Source organism: Streptomyces sp. BHT-5-2, from assembly GCF_019774615.1.
Lineage (GTDB): Bacteria > Actinomycetota > Actinomycetes > Streptomycetales > Streptomycetaceae > Streptomyces.
The window spans coordinates 3,085,904-3,109,202 of record NZ_CP081496.1 but is presented as its reverse complement, the minus strand read 5'-3'; the positions used below and the strand labels follow the sequence as shown (position 1 = coordinate 3,109,202).

The window sequence follows — 23,299 nt, the reverse complement described above, 5'->3', positions numbered from 1 at the left end:
GTCAGTGGCGGATGCCACGATCGGTGCATGAGCTTCTTCGACGGTCTGCCCGAGTCCCCGCCCCCGCCCGAACCTCCTGACGAGACCCTGGAGTTGAGCGCGTACGCACCCGTCGGGGACGAGGAGTTCGCGCCGTCCCAGTGGTTCGTCCCGGCGCGCCTCGCGCAGGTCGCCGAGGCCGGTGCCGGCCCGGACGTGCGGCTCGTGCTCACCGGCTGGGAGGTCTGGCCGCGGTCGGTGACGATGCGGCTGTCGGTCTTCCTGCGGCGGATCCGGCCCGGCGGCCGCACCTCGCCGTACGGGCGGCCGGGCGACGGGGCGCTGCGCTGCGGCCTGCTGCTGGCGGACGGGCGGAAGGTCACCACGCTCGACGGCGCGCCCTGGCCGGCGGCCGGGCCGTCCGGCCCGACGTTCCGGCTGCGCGGCGGCACCGGCGGCGCGTTCCACCACGAACTGGAGCTGCATCTCTCGCAGTTGCCGCCCGCCGGCGCCACCCGGCTGGTGGTGGAGTGGCCGGACGAGCAGGTGCCCGAGACGGTCACCGTCTTCGACGCCGGGCCGCTGCGGGCGGCGGCCGGCGAGGCGCTGGAGATCTGGCCGGCGGCCCCGCGGGCGGCGGGCGAGGAGTCGCGGGGGTTCCTCGGCCGCGGTCCGGGGCCGGCGGAGATCCCGCCCCGGCCGCCCGGGTCCGAGCCGCGGCCGTGGGCCCCGCCGGACCCGGGCGCCGACCGCGGCGACCGGCAGCTGCCGGCCCCGTCCCACTGGCGGGACGCCCTGGTGCCGGCCCGGTCGGCCCGCGGCGCCGATCCCGCCGCCCTCGCGCCGGGCTCCGCGGAGGCCCCGTTGCATCTGGCCGCCGGGCACGGCGCCCCCGAGGCCGTCGCCGCGCTCCTCGACCGGGGCGCGCCGGTGGACGCGCCGGACGCCGAGGGCTGCACCCCGCTGTGGCACGCCGTCTGCCACGGCGCGCGGGAGAACGCCGCGCTGCTGCTGCGGGCCGGCGCCGACGCCTGGAGTCCGCAGCTCGGCGGCCGCTCCCCCGGCCGGCTGGCGCTGACCACCGCCCTGGCCCCGCTGTTCGCCGGGCTGCCGGGCGCGGTGCCGCCGACGCCCGAGGAGCGCGCCGCCCAGCAGGACGCGGACGCGCGGGTGGCGGTGTTCCACGGGGCGCACACCGACGGCATCTCGGTGGCGTTCGTGCCCGGCGTCGACGAGGCGGAGGCGGTCCGGCGCCTGGGCCGCGACCCCGACGGCTGCCCGACCCCCGGCTCCGGCTTCGACTCCGAAGCGGATCCGGCCTCCTCGGGGGCACACGACGGCGATCCGTACGACGGCGCGGGCGCGGACCACCGCCGGATCGGGGTGACAGGGGTGCCCGGCGGCTGTGTCCTGGTCCAGCCGTTCTCGTATCTGCTGAGCACCCGCCCGGTGCTGGACGCCCTCTCCCCGGGCACCGCCGCGTACGGCGTCTATTTCCACCCCGCCGGCGGCACCTTCGGCACGCTCTCCCGCGACGGCCGCACCGAGCTGACCGAGGAGATCGGCCTCCCGCCGTTCGGGGACGAGCCCGAGGGGCACTGGCACTACCGCTTCTGGAGCTGGTCCCGGCCGCGGGACGCGTACGGCGCGAGCGAGCTGGCGTACGCCTCCGCGGCGGCGGGCCTGCGGGTGGCGGACGCCCGGCCGGTGACCGGCCCGCCCGGCCGCTGGGTGGAGATACCCGACGGCAGCCCGCTCCTGCGGTAGGTCCCGTCCGGTGGGCCGGGCGCGGAAACCACTGCTGCCCCGGCTCGGGTGAGCCGGGGCAGCAGCGAGAACTGAGGAGTGGACTGGCGGGGAGGTTAGCCCATCTCCTCCAACGCCTTGCCCTTGGTCTCCTTCACGTACTTCAGCACGAAGGGGATCGAGAGCAGAGCGAAGACCATGTAGATCACGTAGGTGCCGGACAGGTTCCAGTCCGAGAGGCTGGGGAAGCTGGCCGTGATCGCCCAGTTGGCGATCCACTGCGCGGAGGCGGCGACGCCCAGCGCGGCGGCACGGATCTTGTTGGGGAACATCTCGCCGAGGAAGACCCAGACGACGACGCCCCAGGAGAGCGCGAAGAAGAGGACGAAGCCGTGCGCGGCGATCAGGGCCACGGTGCCCTCGGCGGACGGCAGGGTGCCGGCCGCGGTCTTGGCGGAGAAGGCCCACGCCTCCAGGGCGAGCGCGACGGCCATACCGGCCGAGCCGATCAGCGCCAGCGGACGGCGCCCGATCCGGTCGACGAAGATCATCGCGATCACGGTGCCGATGATGTTGATGATCGAGGTGGTGAAGCTGTAGAAGAACGAGCCCTCGGGGTTGATGCCGACCGACTGCCACAGCGTCGAGGAGTAGTAGAAGGCGACGTTGATGCCGACCAGCTGCTGGAAGACGGAGAGTCCGATGCCGACCCAGACGATCGGGAGGAAGCCGCCCTTGCCGCCGAGCAGGTCCCGGAAGGTCGACTTGTGCTCGCGGCGCATGGCGTCCTGGATCTCGGTGACCCGGGCGTCGAGGTCCACGGTCCGGCCCTCGACCTCGCCGAGCACCTCCTTGGCGCGGTCGATCCGGCCGACGGAGATCAGGAAGCGCGGCGACTCGGGGATCGCGAAGGAGAGCAGACCGTAGAGGACGGCGGGGATGACCATCACGCCGAGCATCCACTGCCAGGCTTCCAGGCCGCCGATCTTGCCGCGCTGCTGGCCGTCGGCGAGGTTGAGGATGCCCCAGTTGACGAGCTGGGAGACGGCGATGCCGATGACGATCGCGGCCTGCTGGAAGGAGCCGAGCCGGCCGCGGTAGGCGGGCGGGGAGACCTCGGCGATGTAGGCCGGACCGATGACCGAGGCCATACCGATCGCGATGCCGCCCAGCACCCGCCACATCGCCAGGTCCCACAGGGCGAACGGCAGCGCGGAGCCGATGGCGCTGATGGTGAACAGCACCGCGGCGATCTGCATGACCCGGATCCGGCCGATCCGGTCGGCGATCCGGCCGGCGGTGGCAGCGCCGACCGCACAACCGATCAGGGCGATGGCGATGACCTGCGCGAGGACGGCGGAGCCGACCTCGTAGCGGCCGCGGATCGCCTCGACGGCGCCGTTGATGACGGAGCTGTCGTATCCGAAGAGAAAGCCGCCCATCGCGGCAGCCGCGGTGATGAAGATGACATGGCCGAGGTGGTCCGGCTGGGCCTTGCGGCCTTCCGGGACCGTCGGCTGCGCGGTGCTGGTCAACGTGAACTCCAGTGGCCCGGCTGCGCTGCCGGGCGTAGGGGGCTGGCCCTACAAGTGGTGCACACGTCGGGGGTACCCACCACTTGAAGGTAAAAGCGACGTTGCAGAGACTATGCCTTTAAGTTTCGAAGTCAATACCTCGAAGCCGACGTATTCCTCACCCGACTACCGCATGCTTCATTCAAGTTCTGAATTGATCTTCGAGGAGTGAAGAAAGCACGGCGCGCAGGCACCGCACGACGGGTCCGCCCGGCCGGCTCAGCGCAGCCGCTGGCTGATCACCTTCGAGACGCCGTCGCCCTGCATCGAGACGCCGTAGAGCGCGTCGGCGACCTCCATCGTCCGCTTCTGGTGCGTGATCACGATCAGCTGCGAACTCTCCTGCAGCTCCTCCATGATCCGGATCAGCCGCTGCAGATTGGTGTCGTCCAGCGCCGCCTCCACCTCGTCCATCACATAGAACGGGCTGGGCCGCGCCTTGAAGATCGACACCAGCAGCGCCACCGCGGTCAGCGACCGCTCGCCACCGGACAGCAGCGAGAGCCGCTTGACCTTCTTGCCCGGCGGCCGCGCCTCCACGTCCACCCCGGTGGACAGCATGTCGTCCGGGTTGGTCAGCACCAGCCGGCCCTCGCCACCCGGGAAGAGCCGCGCGAAGACGCCCTCGAACTCCCGCGCGGTGTCGTGGTACGCCTCGGTGAAGACCTGCTCGACCCGCTCGTCGACCTCCTTGACCACCCGCAGCAGGTCGGCCCGGGTCTTCTTCAAGTCTTCAAGCTGCTCGCTGAGGAACTGGTGGCGCTCCTCCAGGGCCGCGAACTCCTCCAGCGCGAGCGGGTTCACCTTCCCGAGCTGCTGGTACGCCCGCTCAGCGGCCTTGAGGCGCTTCTCCTGGGCGGCACGGTCGTAGGCCACCGGCCGGTTCCGCGGATGGTCCGGGTCGTCGGGGAGCTCCTCGCCCTCGGCGGGCGGGGACGGCGGGACGGGCTGGTCGGGACCGTACTCCGCGACCAGCGCGGCCGGTTCGACGCCCAGCTCCTCCAGCGCCCGGCCCTCCAACTGCTCGATGCGCAGCCGCTTCTCCGCGCCCAGCACCTCGCCGCGGTGCACCGAGTCGGTCAGCTTGTCCAGCTCGGCCACCAGCTCCCGGCCCTGCTCGCGCTCGGCCGCCAGCGCCTTCTCCCGCTCGTCCTTGGCGCGCTCCGCGGCGGCCTGCTCCTCCTCGGCCCGCAGCACCGACACCTCGATGTGCGCCAGCAGCTGCCGCGCGCCCGAGGCCACCGCCCCGGCCACCGCCGCCTCGTGGCGCAGCCGGGCCCGCCGCCGTTCGGCCCGGGTGCGGGCCTCGCGCTCCGCCCGCGCCGCGCGGTCCAACGAATCCGCCCGCCCGGCGAGCGCCTTGACCCGCTCCTCGTGCGTCCGCGCCTGGAGCCGGGCCTCCATCTCGGTCTGCCGGGCGTTGGCGCCGTCGGCGGCCAGCCGGTCACGGACGGCGGTGTCGGGCTCCTCGTCGTCCGCCCCCGGGTCCTCCTCGGCCGCGGCGAGCCGGGCGGCCAGTTCCTCCGCCTCCTCCGAGGCCCGCGCCAGTGCCTCCTCGGCCCGGGCCGCGGCGGCGGCGGATCGTTCCGCCTCCCCCGCGGCCGCCCGCGCCTGCCCGGCGAGCCGCCCCAGGTCCCCGGCGACCTTCGACTTCTCCCGGTCCGCCGCGCGCCGCCGGGCGTCCAACTCCTCGACCAGCGCCGCACACTCCGTACGCCGCTCCTCCGCCGCCCGCCGGGCCTCGGCCAGCCCGTCGCAGCGCGCCGCCAGCTCCGTGAGCTCGGCCGCCGCCTCGTCGACGGACGCCTGCACCTCCAGCAGACTCGGCGCCCCCGCCGAGCCGCCCTGGGCGAAGTGCGCCCCCAGCAGATCGCCGTCCGCGGTGACGGCGGTCAGCTCCGGCCGCGCCGCCACCAGCTCCTCGGCCTCCGCCAGCGTCCCGACGACCACCACCTCGCGCAGCAGCCGGGCCACCGAGGCGGTCAACTCCCGCGGCCCGTGGACGAGTTCATGAGCGGGCACGGGCCCGCCGGGCGTCCCCGGCCCGCCGGCGGCACCGCTCCCCGCGGCCGGCTCGCCGCCGGCCCGCTCGGTGCCGTCCACCGCGGCCGCCACCGCCACGGCCTCCTCGGCCTCCAGGGCCCGGGCCGGTGCCGGCACCCGGGCGGGTCGGCTGCCGCCCAGCACCATCGCCGCCCGCCCCGCGTCCTCCTTGCGCAGCAGCCGCAGCGCCTCCGCCGCGGCGGCCGGGTCGGTGACCGCGACCGCGTCGGCGGCGGCGCCCAGCGCGGCCGCCACCGGGACCTCGAAGCCCGGCGTGACGGTCAGCAGTTCGGCCGCCGGCCCGAGCACCCCGCCGATCCGGTCCGCGGCGGCCAGCAGCGCGCCGGTGCCGTCCTTCCGGCGCAGCCCGAGGGCCAGCGCGTCGTGCCGGGCGGCGGTCGCGGCCCGCTCCCGCTCCGCCGCGGTCAGCGCCTCCCGCGCCGCGGTCAGCGCTGACTCGGCCTCCGCCAGCTCGCGCCGGGCCGCCCCGTACCGCCCGGTGATCTCCTCGTCGTCCGCGTCCAGCCCGTCGACCTCGGCCCTGAGCTGCTCGTACTCCTCCTGGGCCGCGACCGCCCGGCTCCGGGCGGCGTCCCGGGCCTCGACCAGCCGGCCGATCTCCGCCTGTGCCGACGCGGCCCGGCCGCGGGCGGCGGTGACCTGCCCGCTCAGCCGGGCCAGGCCCTCGCGCCGGTCGGCCAGCGCCCGGGCGACGTCCCGCAGCCGCCGCTCCTCGTCCGCCAACTGGCGCTCCAGCGCGGCCCGGTGCTCGACGGTGTCGTCCAGGGCCCGGGCGGCCGCCTCCAGCGCGGCGCTCAACTCCGCCTCCTGCTCGCGGATCCGGGCGGCCTCCCGCTCCAGGTCCTCGGGGTCCCGGCCGCGCTGCTCCTCCGGCGGGACCGCCGCGGCGCTGCGCACCCGGGCCTCGGCCAACGAGACCGTGCCGCGCACCCGCTCGGCGAGCTGGGACAGCGCGTACCAGGTCTGCTGGGCCCGCTGGAGCCGCGGGGCGAGGGCCGCCACCTCCGCCTCCAGCGCCGCCTCGCTCCGCCGGGCGGCGCGCAGCCGCTCCTCCACGGCCTCCTTGCGCGCCTTCAGCGCCGCCTCGTCGGCGATCTCCGCGGCCAGCGCCCGGCGCAGCATGACGAGGTCGTCGGCGAGCAGCCGCAGCCGGGCGTCCCGCAGATCGGCCTGGATGACGGCCGCGCGCCGGGCGACCGCGGCCTGCCGGCCCAGCGGCTTCAGCTGCCGCCGCAGTTCGTCGGTCAGGTCCTGGACACGGGCGAGGTTGGCCTTCATCGCGTCCAGCTTCCGCAGCGCCTTCTCCTTGCGCTTGCGGTGCTTGAGGACGCCGGCCGCCTCCTCGATGAACGCCCGGCGGCCCATCGGGTCGGCGTGCAGAACGGAGTCGAGCTGCCCCTGGCCGACGATCACATGCATCTCGCGGCCGATGCCGGAGTCGGAGAGCAGTTCCTGGATGTCCAGCAGCCGGCAGGTGTCGCCGTTGATCTGGTACTCGCTGCCGCCGTTGCGGAACATGATCCGGGTCAGGGTGACTTCGGCGTACTCGATGGGCAGCGCACCGTCGGAGTTGTCGATCGTCAGCGAGACCTCGGCGCGGCCCAGCGGCGGCCGCCCGGTCGTCCCGGCGAAGATGACGTCCTCCATCTTGCCGCCGCGCAGCGACTTGGCGCCCTGCTCCCCCATGACCCACGACAGCGCGTCCACGACGTTGGACTTGCCGGAACCGTTGGGGCCCACGACGCAGGTGATGCCCGGTTCGAACCGGAGCGTCGTGGCGGAGGCGAAGGACTTGAAGCCTCGCAGGGTCAGACTCTTCAGGTGCACGCCTTTGAACTCTACCGGCCGCTCCCGGCGCCCCTTCCGCAACATTCCGGGCATCCGCGCGGCCGGTACGTCCCCGGGGCACCCGCTGCCGTTCCCCTCCCGTTCACCGGGCCGTGCATGCCGTCGGTTTCACCGGGTAGGGGGAGGGGCACATCATGCGGTAAGGACGATACCGAGGGGCTGGGGAGACACCGCGAGACGGAAGTGACCGGACACGACCATGGTGTCCGGCGCGGCAACGGCACACGGCGGGGCGGGGAACCGCCGGCGACGGAAATGCGGGGGAACGACGAAGGGACGCCGAAGCGTCCCTTGCAGATCTTGCAGTGCGGATCGTGAAGCGTGCAGATCTTGAGGTGTACATCTTGAGGCGTACGGTGCCTCAAGCGGCTGGCGCGCGGCCCATCCGCCCCTGCACGGGGTCAGGTGAGCGCGGGCTCCGCCTGGGGTACGTCGAGGTCGAGCACCGAATCGTCGCGACGCGCGGCAGCGGAGAGCATGTCGTTCTCGGCCTGCATCCGAAGGAGCTCGGATTCGAGATCCTGGACGCGCTGCTGAAGCCGTCGCATCTCGGCGAGGACTCGGGGGTCGGAGCCGCCGACGTAACCGAGAAGCGCCTTTGCCATGATGGATGGTCCTCCACAATGAGTGACCGACCGAAGCGGTGTGGGTCGTGAGGGATTCGCACCCGCGGTGCTTGTCATTCTCCAGGTGTACTCAATGCCAAACAGCTAAGGTGCGCGGGGATTCCAGAGTCTCACCAAACGGATGGAGGGTCAACACGATCACGCCCCGTATCCTTGGGCGCCTGAGAGTGCGCGGCCGCCAGGGCATGGCGTCCACTCTCCAGAAAGGTCCCGGGGGGCGTGGAGATCATCCGTACAGCGGCAGCCTTGCACGGGTCGGCCGAGTTGGCAACCACCAGGGCTTATCTCCCGTAAGCAGCTCACGAAGGCGCACCGGCGAAAGGGCCCGGTGCGGCCGTCCGGGCGGCTTGTTCCGGGCCGGTCAGCGGATCTCGAAGCCGTCGTAGCCGCCCCGCGGCGTGGCCCAAATCTCAGTGACGCCGTCGACGCGCCCGGGCGTGTCCCCGGTGCGGAGCCACTCCAGCAACTCCGCGCAGCGGTCCTTCGGTCCCTCGGCGACGACCTGGACGCGGCCGTCGCCGAGATTGACCGCGAAGCCGGTGAGCCCACCGATGCGCAAGGCGTTCGCTCGGGTGAACCAGCGGAACCCAACTTCCTGGACCCGCCCGCGTACCCACGCGGTCATCCGCACTTCCTCGTCCATGTGTGCACGTTAACCGGCCAATTGCTCAGCAAGCACATCCGCCCCGTGCGTCATGGCGTACAGTCCCCCGACAGCGAGGACTCACCCTTTCGGATGAGGCATCCCAGGAAATCTGCGCGGCGACAGCCGCTCCAGTGGAGCCGGTGCTTGCACCGGGGGAAGGAAGTTCCGCGGATGGGCCGCCATCGACGCTCTGCTCCCCAGATACCGGAACGCCCTCGTACGGGGCAGGTTGACGGTCCGACGGATGCGGCCGCGCCCGCGGGGCACCGGGGTCACCGCGCGGCCCGCCGGACCGCGCCGGTGCGCACCGGACTGCTCGGCGCCTCGGCCGCGGTGGCGATGGGCGCGGTGGCGGTGGCGTCCGGACTCGTCCCGGGCGGCGGGCGGTTCGTGGGGGTCGGCGGCGACGGCGCCGACCGGGTGCGGGCCGGCACGCTGCCGGACGCCCTGCCGCAGGAGAGCTTCTCCGCGCCGGTGACCGGCCCCTCGGACGTGGCCGGGCGGGACGGCGGGGACGTGAGCAGGGGCGGGACGGGCGGGGACGGCGGGAACGCCGCCTCGCGGGGCGCGGGGCGGACCGGTCCGGCGACCTCCCCCGCCTCGCCCACCGCCGCCCCGTCGGCGTCCCGGGCCGTCGCGTCCCCGACCCGGGTGCCCGGCGGCCGGCCGTCCGCGTCGCCCACCGGCGGCACCGCCACCGCCACCCCCCGGCCCTCGGCGTCCCCGACCGCCACCCCGATCGCCGGCGGCGGCACCGAGGCGGCAGCCGAGGCCGAGGTGGTCTCGCTGGTCAACCAGGCGCGGGCCGAGGCGGGCTGCGCGCCGGTCGCCGCCGGCGACCAACTGACCGGTCTGGCCGAGCGGTTCAGCGACGACATGGCCCGGCGCGGGTTCTTCGGCCACACCGACCCCGACGGCCACACGCCCTGGGACCGGGCCCGCGCCCATGACATAGCCGACCTCGGCGGGGAGAACATCGCCCGCGGCCAGGCCGACGCGCACTCCGTGATGGACTCGTGGATGAGCAGCCCGGGACACCGCGCCAACATCCTCAACTGCGAGTACAAGTCCCTCGGCGTCGGCGCGCACTTCGGGCCGGGCGGCCCGTGGTGGGCCCAGGAGTTCGGCTTCTGAGGCGGGTGCCCGCAGGCCCTCCCCGCCCGGGTCCGTTCAGCGCGGCCGCGGCGGGCGCTGACAGCGCGGGCAGAAGTAGCTGGACCGGTTCATCCAGGGACGGCGGCGGATCGGCGTACCGCAGCGGCGGCAGGGCTCGTCCTCGCGGCCGTAGGCGTCCAGGGAGCGCTCGAAGTAGCCGGACTCGCCGTTGACGTTGACGTACAGGCTGTCGAAGCTGGTGCCGCCGACGGCCAGCGCGGCGGTCATCACGTCCCGGACGTGGCCGAGCAGCTCGGCGGAGCGGGGCCGGGTGAAGGTGGCGGTGGGCCGGTCGTAGTGGAGCCGGGAGCGCCACAGCGCCTCGTCGGCGTAGATGTTGCCGACGCCGCTGATCAGGGTCTGGTCGAGGAGCGCGCGCTTGATCGTCGTCCGGCGGCGGTGCAGCGCGTCGTGGAAGGCGGCGTCGTCGAAGGCCGGGTCGAGCGGGTCCCGGGCGATGTGCGCGATCACGTCGGGGAGCAGGTCGGGGTCGCCGGGCACGGTGTCGTGCAGCGAGAGGCCGCCGAAGGTGCGCTGGTCGACGAAGCGCAGCTCGGTACCGGCCGCCTCGGGCGGGGCGCCGGTGTCGGTGAAGCGGATCCGGATCCGCAGGTGCTTCTCGTCGGGGGCGTCCTGCGGCTGGACCAGCAGCTGGCCGCTCATGCCGAGGTGGGCGAGGATCGCCAGACCGTGGGTGACGGACGGGGTGACGACGGGGGCGATGCCCTCGGCGGCGCTCTGGGAGGCCGGGCCGCCGCCGGTCACCGGGAGCCAGAGGTACTTGCCGCGGCGGCGGGCCGGGCCGACGCGCAGGCCGGTGAGCCGGGCGGCGAAGTCCGCCGCGCCGGCGGTGTGCCGGCGGACGGCGCGCGGGTGGCGGACCTCGACGGCCTCGATGGTGCGGCCGCTGACCCAGCGTTCCAGTCCGCGGCGGACGACCTCGACCTCGGGCAGCTCGGGCACGGGCGCTCCTGACGGAAACGGACGGGAAAGCGGAACGGGGCGGGAGCCGGGGGCTCCGGAAAGGCTTCTGACCCCGCCCGGGACGGCGGTGAGGCCGCCCGGGCGGGGTCAGAAGTGGTGTTCAGTGTGTCGGCGACGCGGTGTCGCCGGAAGCCTGCGTCGGGTCGCCGCCGCTCGGCGTCTTCCCGGCCGCCTCGTCCGCCGCGGCGCGGATCGCGCGCCACGCGGACTCGGCCGCCTGCTGCTCGGCTTCCTTCTTGCTGCGGCCGGTGCCGGTGCCGTACGAGACACCACCGACGCGGGCGGCAGCAGTGAAAGTCTTCTCGTGGTCGGGGCCGGTCTCGGTGACCAGGTACTCGGGAACGCCGAGTCCCTCGGTCGCGGTGAGCTCCTGGAGACTGGTCTTCCAGTCCAGGCCGGCGCCCAGGCTGGAGGACTTCTCGATGAGCGGGTCGAAGAGCCGGTGCACCAGCTCGCCGGCCGCGTCGAGGCCCTGGTCGAGATAGACCGCGCCGATCACCGCTTCCAGGGTGTCGGCGAGGATGCTGGCCTTGTCCCGGCCGCCCGTGCCCTCTTCGCCCCGGCCGAGGCGGATGAAGGCGCCGAGGTCGAGGCCGCGGCCCACCTCGGCGAGCGCCCGCGAGTTGACCACCGCGGCCCGCAGTTTGGCCAGCTGGCCTTCCGGCAGGTCAGGGTGGATGCGGTACAGCGTGTCCGTGACAACCAGGCCGAGCACCGAATCCCCGAGGAATTCGAGCCGCTCGTTGGTGGGCAGACCGCCGTTCTCGTAGGCGTACGAGCGATGCGTCAGCGCACGCACCAGAAGGGCGGACTCAAGTGTGTACCCGAGCCGCCCTTCCAGAAGCGAGAGGGACGAGGCCGTGTCCGCCGGTGCCGTTTCGTCGCCGCGCCCGCGCAGTGACGAAGGGCTGTCCTCTGCCTTCTTCGGGCTAGACACAGTGCCTGTCACCAGCCGCTCAGACCGCGATGACCTGGCGCTTGTTGTAGGTGCCGCAGCTCGGGCACGCGATGTGCTGCTGCTTCGGCTCCTGGCAACGCTCGCACGCAACCAGGGTGGGGACCGCAGCCTTCCACTGCGACCGGCGGTGGCGCGTGTTGCTGCGCGACATCTTCCGCTTCGGAACAGCCACGGCTACTTCTCCTGAGGTTCATCCCCGCCGTCGCGGCGGGGTTCATTGTCCATCTCGTCGTCCTGGTCGGACCCGACGAGTTCCTTCAGTGCCGCCCAGCGCATGTCGACGGCGTCGTGGTGGTGGTCCGGGTCGTCCGCCAGCCGTGCCCCGCAGTCGGAGCACAGGCCCGGGCAGTCCTCCCGGCACACCGGCTGCAGCGGCAGTGCCAGCACTACCGCGTCCCGCAGCACGGGTTCAAGGTCGAACAGGTCGTCCTCGAGGTGGAGGGTGTCCTCCTCGTCCTCGGCGTCGTCGCCGGACTCGGTGGTCCGGGCGTCGGCGTCGGGGTAGGCGAACATCTCCTGGAAGTCCGCTTCGAGCACTTGCTCCAGCGGCTCCAGACACCTTACGCACTCCCCCGTCACGGTCGCACGGGCGGTGCCTGTGACAAGCACCCCGTCCATGACCGCTTCCAGGCGGAGGTCGAGCTCAACGGCCGCGCCCTGGGGCACTCCGATGACCTCGTTGCCGAGGTCCGCGGGGGCCTCGACGGAGCGGGAGAGCCGCTTGAGCGTGCCGGGACGTCGGCCCAGCTCGCGTGTGTCGAACACGAGCGGGGAACGGTGGTCGAGGCGGGAGCCCAAGACTTTCCTGCTTTCTGTACTGCGGTATCAGCCGTCCACGGCCGGAATCCGGCGTGCGGGCAGCAGTGATCGCGGACATACACGCGACCGAGGAGCCAGGATACTGGACGGCCCCCGTTAGGCCCAATCCGCCCGGTCGACCCTCGGCCACCGGGCCCTCCCGGCGCGGTCGACGCGGTCGACGCGGTCGACGCGGTCGACGCGGCTAGTGGCGCCCTTCCTCGTACTGACGCAGCTGGTCGAGGTTGATCAGGCTGGTGTCGAAGAGGCTGGTCTCGTCCAGGGCTGCGGGCTGGGCGCCGGGGGTGTGGGGAGTGTGCTGGGGCTGCGGGGGCAGCTGCTGCGGGTCGTAGCCGACGCCGGTGTCGTAGCCCTGCGGGGGAAGCTGGGCGGCCTGCTGCTGGGCCTGCTGCTGCCAGTCGTAGCCGTAGGGGTCCTGGTGCTGGGTGTAGGGGACCTGCTCGGCGTGCTGGTAGGAGTAGCCGTCCGGTTGCTGGTAGGCGGCGGCCTGGCCGTCGTAGTAGCCGGGCTGCGGGCCCTGGGTCAGGTCCTGGGGCGCGGCCGGCGGGGCCTCCTGGACGGGGGCGACGCCCGCCAGGCCGGCGAGGTACTCCGCGTCCGCCTGCGGCGGGGCGCCGGCCTGCGGGTCGCTCTGGGCGGCGAGGTGGGCGCCGAGCTCGTCGATCGGCTGGGCGCCCTGGAGCTTGTCGCGGCCGCGGCCGACCGCTTCCAGGGTCTTGGTGAGGACGGCCTGGAAGGCGCCGAACTTGGTGTCCACGTAGGCGTCGGCGCGCTGCCGGAGGATCTCGGGGTCGGCGCTGCGCTCGGGGGCCTCGGCGTCGTCCGCCACGGGGTAGCCCTGCTCGTCGAGGCCGGGGCCGCGGCCGAGCAGCTTCTCGCGGCCGCGGTCGACGGCACCGATGGTCTTGGTGAGCACGACCTCGAAGTTGGCGAGCTTGCTGTCGACGTAGTCGTCGGCCTGGACGCGGATCTCCTCGGCCTCGCGGCGCGCCTCGGCCAGGATCCGGTCCGCCTCGTCCTGGGCCCGGCGGGCCACCTCGGTGTCCGAGACCAGCGAACCGCGCTGGCTGTGCGCGGACTCGATGATCCGCTCGGCCTCGACGCGGGCCTGCTCCACCATCTGCTCGCGCCCGCCGAGGAGTTCCTGCGCCTCGGCGAGGGAACCGGGCAGCGCGGTGCGCACGTCCTCCAGCATGGCGAGCAGCTCGGCGCGGTTGACCACGCACGAGGCGGACATGGGCACGGACCGGGCGCTGCCGACGGTTGCGACGATGTCGTCGAGCTTCTTCTGGACGTCCACCTTGGACTCGCCACTCTCTGCAGGATCGGAAGACGGAACGGGACGACTGTACGGCCAGGAGCCCCCGTCCCGACACCTGCTGACGAACCGTCAGTTCAGTGCCGGTCCCACCGCACCGGATGCCGGGTCACGGCTTGTTGCGGAGCCGTTCGGTCAGCGCTTCGAGGACGAACGGCGGGACCAGGTGGGAGACGTCGCCGCCCCAGGCCGCGACCTCCTTGACCAGGCTGGAGGAGAGGAAGCTGTAGGTGGGGTTGGTGGGCACGAAGAGCGTCTCCACCCCGGAGAGGCCGTTGTTCATCTGGGCCATCTGGAGTTCGTAGTCGAAGTCGCTGACCGCGCGCAGACCCTTGACGATGGCGGGGATGTCGCGCTGCTTGCAGAAGTCGACGAGCAGACCGTGGAAGGACTCGACCTCGACGTTGCCGTACTCGGCGGTGGCCCGCCGGATCAGGTCGATCCGCTCCTCGACCGTGAACAGGCCCTTCTTGGACTGGTTGATCATGACGGCGACGTGCACGACGTCGTACAGCCTGGAGGCCCGGGCGATGATGTCCAGGTGCCCGTTGGTGATGGGGTCGAAGGACCCCGGACAGACGGCGCGGCGCAACTTCGTCTCCTTGCTCTGCGGTCCGTTCATGACACGGTTGCTGATGTCGGTTCGGCGGACGCCGAGGCGGCGCGACCGTACCAAAGCGTCCCCTCGCCGTAGCGACGGGCCCTGATCGCTTCGAATCCGTCCGGCCAGGCGAACGTGCCGCCCCGGGTACTCCGCTCCACGGTGACGAGTGCCTCCTCGGCAAGCCACCCCTGACCACGGAGTGTGAGCAGGATCTCGCGGAGTTCGGCGTCGCCGACGGCGTAGGGCGGGTCCAGGAAGACGATGTCGTACGGCTCGTCGGGGGCCGGGGCGGCGGCGGTCTGCTCGGCCTTGCCGGCCCGGACCTCGGCGCCGGGCAGGCCGACCGCCCTGACGTTCTCGCGGATGGTGCGCAGCGCGCGGGCGTCGGCCTCGACCAGCAGGACGTGCGCGGCGCCGCGGGAGAGCGCCTCCAGGCCGACCGCGCCGGAGCCGCCGTAGAGGTCGAGGACCCGGGCGCCGGTCAGCGGGCCGTCGAGCGACTCCCAGGTGGAGAACATGCCCTCGCGCGCCCGGTCGGAGGTGGGGCGGGTGCCGTTGCCCGGCGGTACGGCGAGGCGGCGGCCGCCGGCCGCACCGGCGATCACGCGGGTCATGGGCCCGTCCTTACGTTTGAGCGCGTCCCGGAAGAGGGGCGGACACCCCGGCGGGCTCCGCCCTCCCACGATATGTCCGTCCCCCGCGGGGCGGGCCCGCCCCCGGCGCCGCCCGGCCGTGATCGTTCTCACGGGGTGCGGCGCCGCTGCCGCGCGCCCGGCTCAGCCCTTGTCCAGAAACTGCTCCCGTTCGTCGTCCAGCAGCGCGGACAGGGCCGTCCGCAGCTCGGGGCAGCCGGACAGCTCGGGGTCGGCGGCGACCAGGGCGGTGGCCTCCTCGCGGGCCGCCGCGATCACCTCCTCGTCCTCGATGACGGCGAGCATCCGCAGCGAGGAGCGGGCGCCGGACTGGGCCTGGCCGAGGACGTCGCCCTCGCGGCGCTGTTCGAGGTCGATACGGGAGAGTTCGAAGCCGTCGAGGGTGGCGGCGACCGCGGCGAGCCGGGCGCGGGCCGGGCTGGCCTCGGGCATCTCGCTGACCAGCAGGCACAGGCCGGGCGCCGAGCCGCGGCCGACCCGGCCGCGGAGCTGGTGGAGCTGGGAGACGCCGAAGCGGTCGGCGTCCATGATCACCATGACGGTGGCGTTGGGGACGTTGACCCCGACCTCGATGACGGTGGTGGCCACCAGGACGTCCAGCTCGCCGGCGGCGAACCGGCGCATCACGTCGTCCTTGTCGTCCGGGGCCATCCGGCCGTGCAGCACGGCCACCCGCAGGCCGGCGAGCGGGCCCTTGCGCAGCTGCTCGGCGACGTCGAGGACCGCCAGCGGGGGGCGCTTCTCGGCCAGATCCTCCGGTGAACTCGGCTGCGCCGCGGTGTCGTTGGCCGTCTTGCCCTTCTTCCCCGTGGCCGCGGCGGGCTCGTCGTCGTCGCCGATCCGGGGGCAGACCACATACGCCTGGTGGCCGGCGGCCACCTCCTCCCGGACCCGCTCCCAGGCGCGGGCGAGGAAGTGCGGTTTGTCCTTGGCGGGAACCACATGGCTGGCGATCGGCGAACGGCCGGCGGGGAGCTGGTCCAGCACGGAGGTCTCCAGATCGCCGAAGACGGTCATGGCGACCGTGCGCGGGATCGGGGTGGCGGTCATCACCAGCAGGTGCGGGGGCTGCCCGCCCTTGGAGCGGAGGGCGTCGCGCTGCTCGACGCCGAAGCGGTGCTGCTCGTCGACGACGACCAGGCCGAGGTCGTGGAACTGCACCACGTCCTCGATCAGGGCGTGCGTCCCGATGACGATGCCGGCCTCGCCCGTGACCAGGTCGAGCAGCGCCCGGCGGCGGGCCGCGGCCCCCATCGAGCCGGTCAGCAGCACCACCTTGGTGCCCCGCTCCGCGCCGCCCAGCATCCCGCCCTCGGCGAGGTCGCCCATCATCTCCGTGACGGACCGGTGGTGCTGCTGGGCCAGCACCTCGGTGGGCGCGAGCATCGCCGCCTGGCCGCCGGTGTCCACCACGCCGAGCATGGCGCGCAGCGCGACCATGGTGTTGTGGGTGACCGTGAAGTGGTCGGTCACATAGGCGTGGGAGGGGTGGGCCACGCTGATGCACTGGACGGGCCGTCGGCCGATGCGCTCGACGGCCAGGACCGCGCGCCCGAGGGCGGATCCGTCGTCCTCGGAGAGCACCACGTGGACATCGAGGCTGCCGCCGGCTGCCGGGGTGGTGCGGGCCGTGCCGGCCAAGGAGCGCGCGAGCCAGGCGAGATCGGCGGCCAGCGGCTCCGGCGCGGCACGGAAGAGCGTGCCGCCGCCCGTGGTTTCGCCGCCGGCCGCCAGCAGGCCCGCCAGCAGCGCCCGGCGGTCCTTGGCGGGGGCGTTGCGGTAGGCGTCGGGGACGGTGCGGCCGGCCGGGCCGGTGCCGCCGGCGCCCAGCGTCCGCCCCAGCGCGTACGCGTCGAGGGGGCGCGGGCCGCCGTCGTCGAGGTCCACCGGGGCGGCCGGGGGGATCGACCAGCGGGGCCTGCCGTCGGCGTCCAGCAGGGCGGCGCGCAGCTCGCGGGTGGTCAGCACCCGCTCGCCCGTGGCGCGGGAGGAGACGATCCACAGGTGCTCGTCGTCGCACTCGACGGTGCTGCCGTCGGAGAGCACCAGCCGCCACACCTCCCGCTCGCCCTGCGGGAACACCCCGTCCACCAGGGCCGTCGCCCCGCTGGGCACCACCACCTCGGTGCCCACCGTCATCTCGCCCATGGGGCGGAAGCCGCGCGGGGTGAGCACCAGGGCGTCCAGCGGCTGGGCCTTGCCGGAGCCGACCTCGCCCTGGAGGAGGCGGTGCATCGGATGCTCCGTCGCGAGGTCGTCGAAGATCTCCCGGCTGACCTTGGTCTGGCCCTCGGTGAGGGTGAAGGGCAGTCGCGCGTCGAACGCGTCGAGGATGCCGCCCGGTGTCAACCTCCGAGGTACGGCGGGGAGTTGGGCGTCGGCGAAGCGGCGGCGGGCGAGCGCGACCTGGAGGACGAACGCCTCGTCCCACTTCAGCCGGGCGCGGGCGTCGGCGATGTCGGCCTTGGTGGCGGGGCGGTGGATCTTCAGCAGTGCCTCGGTGAGCGGGACCAGGCCGCGGCCCTCGCGCAGCCCCGGGGGCAGCGGGTCCACGGCGTCCCGGGCGCTGGGCAGGACGGCGTCGACGGCCTTGGCGATCTTCCAGGAGGCCATCTGCTGGCACGCCGGATAGATCGGCATGAGCTGGTTGGCGAAGGCGTCGACGGCCCCGCCGTCGGTGTCGCCGTCGAGGAGTTCGTATTCGGGGTGGGCGAGTTGGAGCTTGCGGTTGAAGACCGAGACCTTGCCCGCGAACATCGCGCGCCGCCCGGGCACCAGGTCCTTGTGCGGCTTGTGGATGCCCTTGCCGAAGAAGACCAGCTGGAGGCGGCCGCTGCCGTCGGTGAGCGTCACCTCCAGCCGCTGGCCGCGGCCCTGGTTGAACTTCAGGACGCGGGCGTCGGCGACCCGGGCGACGACCGTGACGTGTTCGTCCAGCGGCAGGTCGGAGAGCCGGGTCAGCTCACCGCGCTCGGCGTAGCGCCGCGGATAGTGGTGCAGCAGATCGCCGACCGTTTCCAGGCCGAGGTGCTCGGCCAGGACCTTCGCGGTGGTGCCACCGAGGATTTTCTTCAGGGGTTCGTCGAGCGCTGCCACGCGTTCCATTGCACACCATGGCTCTGACAACCAGCCACCACCGCCGCTTTCCACGGCCGGGAATTCCCGGCGGAGCCGGAATCCGGACGGTATGCGGCCGGTATCGGGGGTATTCCGGCGGGCGCCGCGATAACCGCGGCGCGGCGCGCTATTCCACGCCGATCAGCAGCGGCGCCGCGTATTCGCCGCCCTCGTAGACGACGGTGTCCACCGCGAGATGGCGTTCCCGGACGTGCCGTTCCAGCCGTTCGGCGAGGGATTCGGGGACGTCCGCGCCGAGGACGAGGGTGACCAGCTCGCCGCCCGCGGAGAGCATCCGGTCCAGCACCGTCGTCGCGGTGCGGACGAGGTCGGGCCCGATCACCGCGACGTCCCCGTCGATCAGGCCGAGCACGTCGCCGGCCTGGCAGACCCCGGCCATCGTCCAGGAACGGTGCTCGGCGACGGCCAGTTCGGCGTAGCGGGTGGCGCCGGCCGCCGCGGTCATCGCGACCATGTCCTCGTCGAAGCTGCGCCCCGGCTCGTGCACCGCCAGCGCCGCCAGCCCCTGGACGGCGGAGCGGGTGGGGATGACGGCGACCCGTACGCCCTCGGTGCGGGCCTGCTCGGCGGCGGCCGCCGCGGTGTGCCGCAGCTCCGGGTCGTTGGGCAGCAGCATCACCTCGCGGGCGCGGGCCTGCCGGATCGCCTGGACCAGTTCGCCACTGGCCGGCGGCTCCCCGGGGCGTACGGTCACCGGGGTCGCGCCGGCCTGCGCGCACAGCCCGGCGAGGCCCGCACCGGGCACCACCGCGACCACGGCCCGGGCCGCCAGCGCGGGCTCCCTGGTCCGGCCGCCCGCGCCGAAGTGGGTGATCCGGATCCGGTACGGCCGGCCGGCCTCGATCCCGGCCTCCACCGCGGCCCCGGCGTCGTCGACGTGGACATGGACGTGCCACAGGCCGTCCCCGCCGACCACCACCAGCGAGTCGCCGAGCCGGTCCAGCCGGGCCCGCAACCGGGCCACCTCGCCGTCCCCGGCCTCCAGCAGGTAGATCACCTCGAAGGCGGGCCCGCCGGCGTGCGGATCGGCGCAGCCCGCCGCCTCCGGGTCCGCCGCCGCGCAGCCGGCCGGCTCCGGCAGCGGCCCGTCGGCCCGTACGGCGACGGGGGCGGCGCCGACCTCCCCGGACAGCGCGTCGGCGAGCGCGCCCAGCAGGGCCACCAGCCCGCAGCCGCCCGCGTCCACCACGCCCGCCGTCCCCAGCACCGCGAGCTGCCCCGGGGTGGCCCGCAGCGCCTCCGCGGCGCCCCGGTGGGCGGCCCGGGCGACGTCGGCGGCCTCGCCGGCGGCCTGCTCGGCGGCGCCGGCGGCGGCCGTCGCCACGGTCAGCACGGTGCCCTCCACGGGGTGCGCGACCGCCTCGTAGGCGGCCGAAGCGGCCCGCCGCAGCGCCCGCCGCAGCGCGTCCGCACCCGCCTCGCCGCCGGCCGGGGCGGTCGCCAGCACCTGGGCCATGCCGCGCAGCAGCTGGGCCAGGATGGTGCCGGAGTTGCCGCGCGCCCCGATGAGGGCGCCGTGCGCCATGGCGCCCGCGGCGTCGGCGAGGCCGGGCGCGGTGCCGGCCGAGCCGTGGCCGTCGAAGGCGGCCTCGACCGCGCGGGCGGCCGACTCCACCGTCAGATAGAGGTTGGTGCCGGTGTCGCCGTCGGCGACGGGGTAGACGTTGATCGCGTCGATCCGCTCGCGCTCCCGTCCGAGCGCCTCCAGGGCCAGCCCGCACCAGGCGCGGACGGCGGCGGCGTCGAGCGGGTGGGGCACGTCGTCCTCCTGAGGGTCGCGGGATGCACCCGCACAGTAGTCGCGTCCGCCGGGACGGCCGGGGCGGGGGCCGGAGGGTGCGTGGTAGTTTCGTCCTGCGGGAGCGGCCGTTGTATGCTGCTCCGGTTGCCCGATGAAAATCGGGCCATTCCTCTCCCATCGGCGCCGGCACGGCCATGCACTCGGCCCGGTGGGATCTCACCGTAAGTGCATCTGAAGTCTTTGGAGTGACCCGTGGCTGCCAACTGCGACGTCTGCGGCAAGGGGCCGGGCTTCGGCAAGAGTGTCTCGCACTCGCATCGCCGTACCAACCGTCGTTGGAACCCCAACATCCAGACGGTGCGTGCAGTGATCGGGCGCACGCCGAAGAAGCTGAACGCCTGCACCTCGTGCATCAAGGCCGGCAAGGTCTCGCGCTGACGCCTTAGCCGTAGCGCAGCCCCGCCGGTTGCTTGTGAAGCCGGTCCACCGCAAAGGTGGACCGGCTTCTGCCATTGCATGACCGGACGCCGTGGTCAGTGCGCCGCGCGCAGCCGCCACCCGTGGTCGACCGGCCCGATGCCCGCGCCCAGCCGGAAACCGGCCGCGATCGCACCGCTGACGTACTCCTTCGCGGCCGCGGCGGCCTGCGGGACGGTGTCGCCGTGCGCGAGCCGCGCGGCCAGGGCGCTGGCGAGGGTGCAGCCGGTGCCGTGGGTGTGCCGGTTGTCGTGGCGCGGGGCGCGCAGCCAGTGCTCCTGGGCACCGTCCGTGAGCAGGTCGACGGCCTCGCCGGCCGCGTCCGGGGCGCCGGCCGGCAGATGGCCGCCCTTGATCAGCGCCCAGCGCGGCCCGAACGCCAGGATCGCCTCGGCGGCCCGGCGCATCCCGTCCGCGGTCCGCACCCGTATACCGGTGAGCTGCGCCACCTCGTCGAGGTTGGGGGTGGCGACCGTCGCGGTCGGCAGCAGCGCGCCGCGGACCGCGTCCAGCGCCGAGGCGGCCAGCAGCGCGTCACCGTGTTTGGAGACGCCGACGGGGTCGACGACGACCGGGACGGGGAGTCCGGCGAGGAGTTCGGCGACGGTGCCGACGAGCTCGGCCGAGGACAGCATCCCGGTCTTCACGGCCTGGACGCCGATGTCGTCGACGACGCTGCGGAACTGGGCGCGCACCGCCTCCGCGGGCAGCTCCCACGCGCCCTGGACGCCGAGGGAGTTCTGCGCGGTGACGGCGGTGAGCACGCTCATGCCGTGGGTGCCCAGCGCCAGCATCGTCTTCAGGTCGGCTTGGATGCCCGCACCGCCGCCGGAGTCGGAGCCGGCGACGGTCAGGACGCGGGGAGGTGTGTGCATGCGGGCGAATCTACCGGGCCGCCCTCCGGGGCTAGTCGGCGTCCCCGTTGTCCCCGAAGTGGTCCCAGCCGGCCTTCGCCCAGGGGGCGCCGTCCACGGTCACCTGGGGCAGCGCCGAGGGGTTGAGGACCTCGCCGATCACCTTCCAGCGGGCGGGCAGCTTCACGTCGGGCGGGAAGGTGGCCACGATCGCGTGGTCCTCGCCGCCGTTGAGCACCCACTGCATCGGGTCCACGCCGACGGCGGTGCCGATGTCGGACATCTGCGAGGGGATGTCGATGTTGGCGGACCGCAGGTCGATGCGGACCTTGCTGGCCTCGGCGATGTGCCCGAGGTCGGCGACAAGACCGTCGCTGACGTCGGTCATGGCGGTGGCGCCCAGGCCCGCGGCGGCCGGGCCCGCGTGGTAGGGCGGTTCGGGGCGGCGGTGCGCCTCCACGAAGGCGCGCGGGGAGCGGAAGCCGCGGGTGAGCACCGCGTGGCCGGCCGCGGACCAGCCGAGCCAGCCGGTCACCGCGACCACGTCGCCGGGCTGCGCGCCGGCGCGGGTCACCGGCTCCTGGTTGCGCAGGTCGCCGAGGGCGGTGATGGCGACGGTGATGGTGTCGCCGCGGACGACGTCCCCGCCGACCACCGCGGCGCCGGCCACCTGGCACTCGTCGCGCAGCCCGTCCATCAGCTCGGTCGCCCAGGTCGCGGGGAGTTCGGCGGGGACGACCAGGCCGAGCAGGATCGCGGTGGGCACCGCGCCCATCGCCGCGATGTCGGCGAGGTTCTGCGCGGCGGCCTTGCGGCCGACGTCGTAGGCGGTGGACCAGTCGCGGCGGAAGTGCCGTCCTTCGAGGAGAATGTCGGTACTGGCGACGACCCTGCGGTCCGGCGCGGTGACCACCGCGGCGTCGTCCCCCGGCCCGATCCGTACGGCGGGAGTGGAGGTGAGCCGGGAGGTGAGCTCTCTGATAAGCCCGAACTCCCCCAGCTCGCCCACGGTGCCCTTCATGCTGTTGCCCTTCCGATGTGTACGGACGGTCCGTACGTGGCTGACGACTGCGCCGCACCGGCCCAGTTCACCGCGCGGGTCTCCCCGCTCCGCTCGGTGACGCGGTACCGTGGCGTCCCTTCTTCCCACATGATCCTCGTAGCCGCCCTGGAGGTTCCGTGGTACAGGCTTACATCCTGATCCAGACCGAGGTCGGCAGGGCCTCGGCGGTGGCCGAGGTGATCGCGAAGATCCCCGGCGTGCTGACGGCCGAGGACGTGACCGGACCCTACGACGTCATCGTGCGCGCGCAGGCGGACACCGTCGACGAGCTGGGTCGCATGGTGGTCGCGAAAGTCCAGCAAGTGGAAGGCATCACGCGGACGCTCACCTGCCCGGTGGTCCATCTCTAGCTCCCCCGTATGCTCGGCCGGGTGAGACGCGCAAGACACCGGTACCTGGCCGCACTGCCCCTGCTCGTCGCGGTGTCCGCGCTCGCGGGCTGCTCGTCCGCGACGGAGGTGGCGCCGCCCTCCCCCACCGGCGGGAGCGCGGAGAACTGCCGGGCGCTCCACCAGGACCTGCCGCGGACCGTGGACGGACTGCGACGGGGTACCGCCGAGCCGGTCTCGGACTTCACTGCCATATGGGGCGATCCTGCCGTGGAGCTGCGCTGCGGGGTGCCCAAGCCGGAGGTGCTCAGACACGGGAGTGAACATTACAACCCCGACACCGACTCGGCGGAAGTCGACGGCGTCCAGTGGCTCTTCGAGAAGCAGGACGACGGCTACCGCTTCACGACGGTGCTGCGCAAGATCTATGTCGAGGTGACCGTACCGGGCAGGTACGCCCCGGAGGTCAACGTCCTGCCGGACCTCGCGGCCGCGGTGAAGAAGACCATCCCGGCGGGGGTGTAGGCGAGCGGGCGCCCGTCCTCGTACGAGGGGCTTCCTCGTACGAGGGCCTCTGCGGTGGCGATGCCCTGGGGCGCCCCGCCCCCGCCGCCGCACACCGGAATACCGGCCCCGGCCCGCCGCGTTGGGCCCCGCAAGGGGCGCTCACGTCCCCTAGGGGATCCGTTCGCCCAACCCCCAAGGGCCCGGGCCCCGAACACC

20 protein-coding genes are annotated in these 23,299 nt (G+C 73.7%); 5 read left to right on the top strand and 15 right to left on the bottom strand.

The features are described 5' to 3' along the window. Positions 1–27: 27 nt before the first annotated feature. Complete coding sequence (locus tag K2224_RS13830; protein WP_221906851.1) at positions 28–1,746, top strand: ankyrin repeat domain-containing protein; 1,719 nt, start codon at positions 28–30, stop codon at positions 1,744–1,746. Positions 1,747–1,841: 95 nt separating this feature from the next. Here the strand turns inward: K2224_RS13830 and K2224_RS13825 are convergent, their stop codons facing one another. From K2224_RS13825 to K2224_RS13810, 4 genes are all read right to left on the bottom strand, one after another. Then, complete coding sequence (locus K2224_RS13825) at positions 1,842–3,260, bottom strand: sugar porter family MFS transporter (protein WP_221906850.1); 1,419 nt, start codon at positions 3,258–3,260, stop codon at positions 1,842–1,844. Between the two features lie 258 nt (positions 3,261–3,518). After that, the gene (locus K2224_RS13820) at positions 3,519–7,190 is read right to left on the bottom strand and encodes a chromosome segregation SMC family protein (RefSeq protein WP_221906849.1); all 3,672 of its coding nucleotides are present in this window, start codon (positions 7,188–7,190) and stop codon (positions 3,519–3,521) included. A 422-nt stretch (positions 7,191–7,612) separates the two neighbouring features. Beyond that, positions 7,613–7,816, bottom strand: a complete 204-nt coding sequence (locus tag K2224_RS13815) for a hypothetical protein (protein ID WP_018541165.1) — start codon at positions 7,814–7,816, stop codon at positions 7,613–7,615. Positions 7,817–8,198: 382 nt separating this feature from the next. Beyond that, positions 8,199–8,480, bottom strand: coding sequence for an acylphosphatase (locus K2224_RS13810; RefSeq protein WP_221906848.1), 282 nt, complete (start codon positions 8,478–8,480; stop codon positions 8,199–8,201). A gap of 174 nt (positions 8,481–8,654) precedes the next feature. On the opposite strand from K2224_RS13810, the gene K2224_RS13805 reads away from it, so the two are divergent. After that, a complete protein-coding gene (locus K2224_RS13805; RefSeq protein ID WP_221906847.1) occupies positions 8,655–9,617 on the top strand; it encodes a CAP domain-containing protein in 963 nt (320 codons plus the stop codon). A gap of 36 nt (positions 9,618–9,653) precedes the next feature. Here K2224_RS13805 and mutM read toward each other — a convergent pair whose 3' ends face one another. The 9 genes from mutM to K2224_RS13760 form a co-directional block, all read right to left on the bottom strand. Further along, positions 9,654–10,601: a bifunctional DNA-formamidopyrimidine glycosylase/DNA-(apurinic or apyrimidinic site) lyase gene (gene mutM, locus K2224_RS13800; protein ID WP_221906846.1), complete on the bottom strand. Its 948-nt coding sequence runs from the start codon at positions 10,599–10,601 to the stop codon at positions 9,654–9,656. A 121-nt stretch (positions 10,602–10,722) separates the two neighbouring features. Beyond that, positions 10,723–11,571 carry a ribonuclease III gene (gene rnc, locus K2224_RS13795; RefSeq protein ID WP_260692586.1) on the bottom strand — a complete coding sequence of 283 codons (849 nt, stop codon included), beginning with the start codon at positions 11,569–11,571 and terminating at the stop codon, positions 10,723–10,725. A gap of 7 nt (positions 11,572–11,578) precedes the next feature. Beyond that, positions 11,579–11,752 (bottom strand): 50S ribosomal protein L32, encoded by a 174-nt coding sequence (rpmF, locus tag K2224_RS13790; RefSeq protein ID WP_016578620.1) that lies wholly within the window; start codon positions 11,750–11,752, stop codon positions 11,579–11,581. Positions 11,753–11,754: 2 nt separating this feature from the next. Further along, entirely contained in the window at positions 11,755–12,345 is a 591-nt protein-coding gene (locus K2224_RS13785; protein ID WP_260692585.1) for a DUF177 domain-containing protein, read from the bottom strand. A gap of 238 nt (positions 12,346–12,583) precedes the next feature. After that, positions 12,584–13,699 carry an ATP synthase F0 subunit B gene (locus K2224_RS13780; protein WP_221906843.1) on the bottom strand — a complete coding sequence of 372 codons (1,116 nt, stop codon included), beginning with the start codon at positions 13,697–13,699 and terminating at the stop codon, positions 12,584–12,586. A 127-nt stretch (positions 13,700–13,826) separates the two neighbouring features. After that, positions 13,827–14,309, bottom strand: a complete 483-nt coding sequence (gene coaD, locus K2224_RS13775; RefSeq protein ID WP_199788203.1) for a pantetheine-phosphate adenylyltransferase — start codon at positions 14,307–14,309, stop codon at positions 13,827–13,829. A gap of 26 nt (positions 14,310–14,335) precedes the next feature. Continuing rightward, the gene (rsmD, locus tag K2224_RS13770; protein WP_221906842.1) at positions 14,336–14,935 is read right to left on the bottom strand and encodes a 16S rRNA (guanine(966)-N(2))-methyltransferase RsmD; all 600 of its coding nucleotides are present in this window, start codon (positions 14,933–14,935) and stop codon (positions 14,336–14,338) included. A gap of 162 nt (positions 14,936–15,097) precedes the next feature. Further along, complete coding sequence (locus K2224_RS13765) at positions 15,098–18,079, bottom strand: helicase-related protein (RefSeq protein ID WP_221906841.1); 2,982 nt, start codon at positions 18,077–18,079, stop codon at positions 15,098–15,100. Between the two features lie 139 nt (positions 18,080–18,218). Next, positions 18,219–19,871, bottom strand: coding sequence for a DAK2 domain-containing protein (locus tag K2224_RS13760; RefSeq protein WP_221906840.1), 1,653 nt, complete (start codon positions 19,869–19,871; stop codon positions 18,219–18,221). A 234-nt stretch (positions 19,872–20,105) separates the two neighbouring features. Between K2224_RS13760 and rpmB the strand changes: the two genes are divergently transcribed. After that, positions 20,106–20,291, top strand: coding sequence for a 50S ribosomal protein L28 (rpmB, locus tag K2224_RS13755; protein WP_006602870.1), 186 nt, complete (start codon positions 20,106–20,108; stop codon positions 20,289–20,291). A gap of 95 nt (positions 20,292–20,386) precedes the next feature. Here rpmB and thiD read toward each other — a convergent pair whose 3' ends face one another. Further along, positions 20,387–21,205 (bottom strand): bifunctional hydroxymethylpyrimidine kinase/phosphomethylpyrimidine kinase, encoded by an 819-nt coding sequence (thiD, locus tag K2224_RS13750; protein ID WP_221906839.1) that lies wholly within the window; start codon positions 21,203–21,205, stop codon positions 20,387–20,389. A gap of 31 nt (positions 21,206–21,236) precedes the next feature. After that, positions 21,237–22,205, bottom strand: a complete 969-nt coding sequence (locus K2224_RS13745; protein WP_221906838.1) for a thiamine-phosphate kinase — start codon at positions 22,203–22,205, stop codon at positions 21,237–21,239. A 158-nt stretch (positions 22,206–22,363) separates the two neighbouring features. On the opposite strand from K2224_RS13745, the gene K2224_RS13740 reads away from it, so the two are divergent. Together K2224_RS13740 and K2224_RS13735 are read left to right on the top strand one after the other, a co-directional pair. Further along, a complete protein-coding gene (locus tag K2224_RS13740) occupies positions 22,364–22,597 on the top strand; it encodes an Lrp/AsnC family transcriptional regulator (protein WP_018541151.1) in 234 nt (77 codons plus the stop codon). Between the two features lie 9 nt (positions 22,598–22,606). After that, positions 22,607–23,101, top strand: a complete 495-nt coding sequence (locus K2224_RS13735; protein ID WP_221906837.1) for a DUF3515 domain-containing protein — start codon at positions 22,607–22,609, stop codon at positions 23,099–23,101. The last annotated feature ends 198 nt before the right edge of the window (positions 23,102–23,299 follow it).

Excerpts from the sequence above, each read along its gene's own strand:
- K2224_RS13830 (WP_221906851.1), top strand. The coding sequence starts at position 28 with ATGAGCTTCTTCGACGGTCTGCCCGAGTCCCCGCCCCCGCCCGAACCT.
- K2224_RS13815 (WP_018541165.1), bottom strand. The coding sequence starts at position 7,816 with ATGGCAAAGGCGCTTCTCGGTTACGTCGGCGGCTCCGACCCCCGAGTC.
- K2224_RS13810 (WP_221906848.1), bottom strand. The coding sequence starts at position 8,480 with ATGGACGAGGAAGTGCGGATGACCGCGTGGGTACGCGGGCGGGTCCAG.
- K2224_RS13805 (WP_221906847.1), top strand. The coding sequence starts at position 8,655 with ATGGGCCGCCATCGACGCTCTGCTCCCCAGATACCGGAACGCCCTCGT.
- rsmD (WP_221906842.1), bottom strand. The coding sequence starts at position 14,935 with ATGACCCGCGTGATCGCCGGTGCGGCCGGCGGCCGCCGCCTCGCCGTA.
- K2224_RS13765 (WP_221906841.1), bottom strand. The coding sequence starts at position 18,079 with ATGGAACGCGTGGCAGCGCTCGACGAACCCCTGAAGAAAATCCTCGGT.
- thiD (WP_221906839.1), bottom strand. The coding sequence starts at position 21,205 with ATGCACACACCTCCCCGCGTCCTGACCGTCGCCGGCTCCGACTCCGGC.
- K2224_RS13745 (WP_221906838.1), bottom strand. The coding sequence starts at position 22,205 with ATGAAGGGCACCGTGGGCGAGCTGGGGGAGTTCGGGCTTATCAGAGAG.
- K2224_RS13735 (WP_221906837.1), top strand. The coding sequence starts at position 22,607 with ATGCTCGGCCGGGTGAGACGCGCAAGACACCGGTACCTGGCCGCACTG.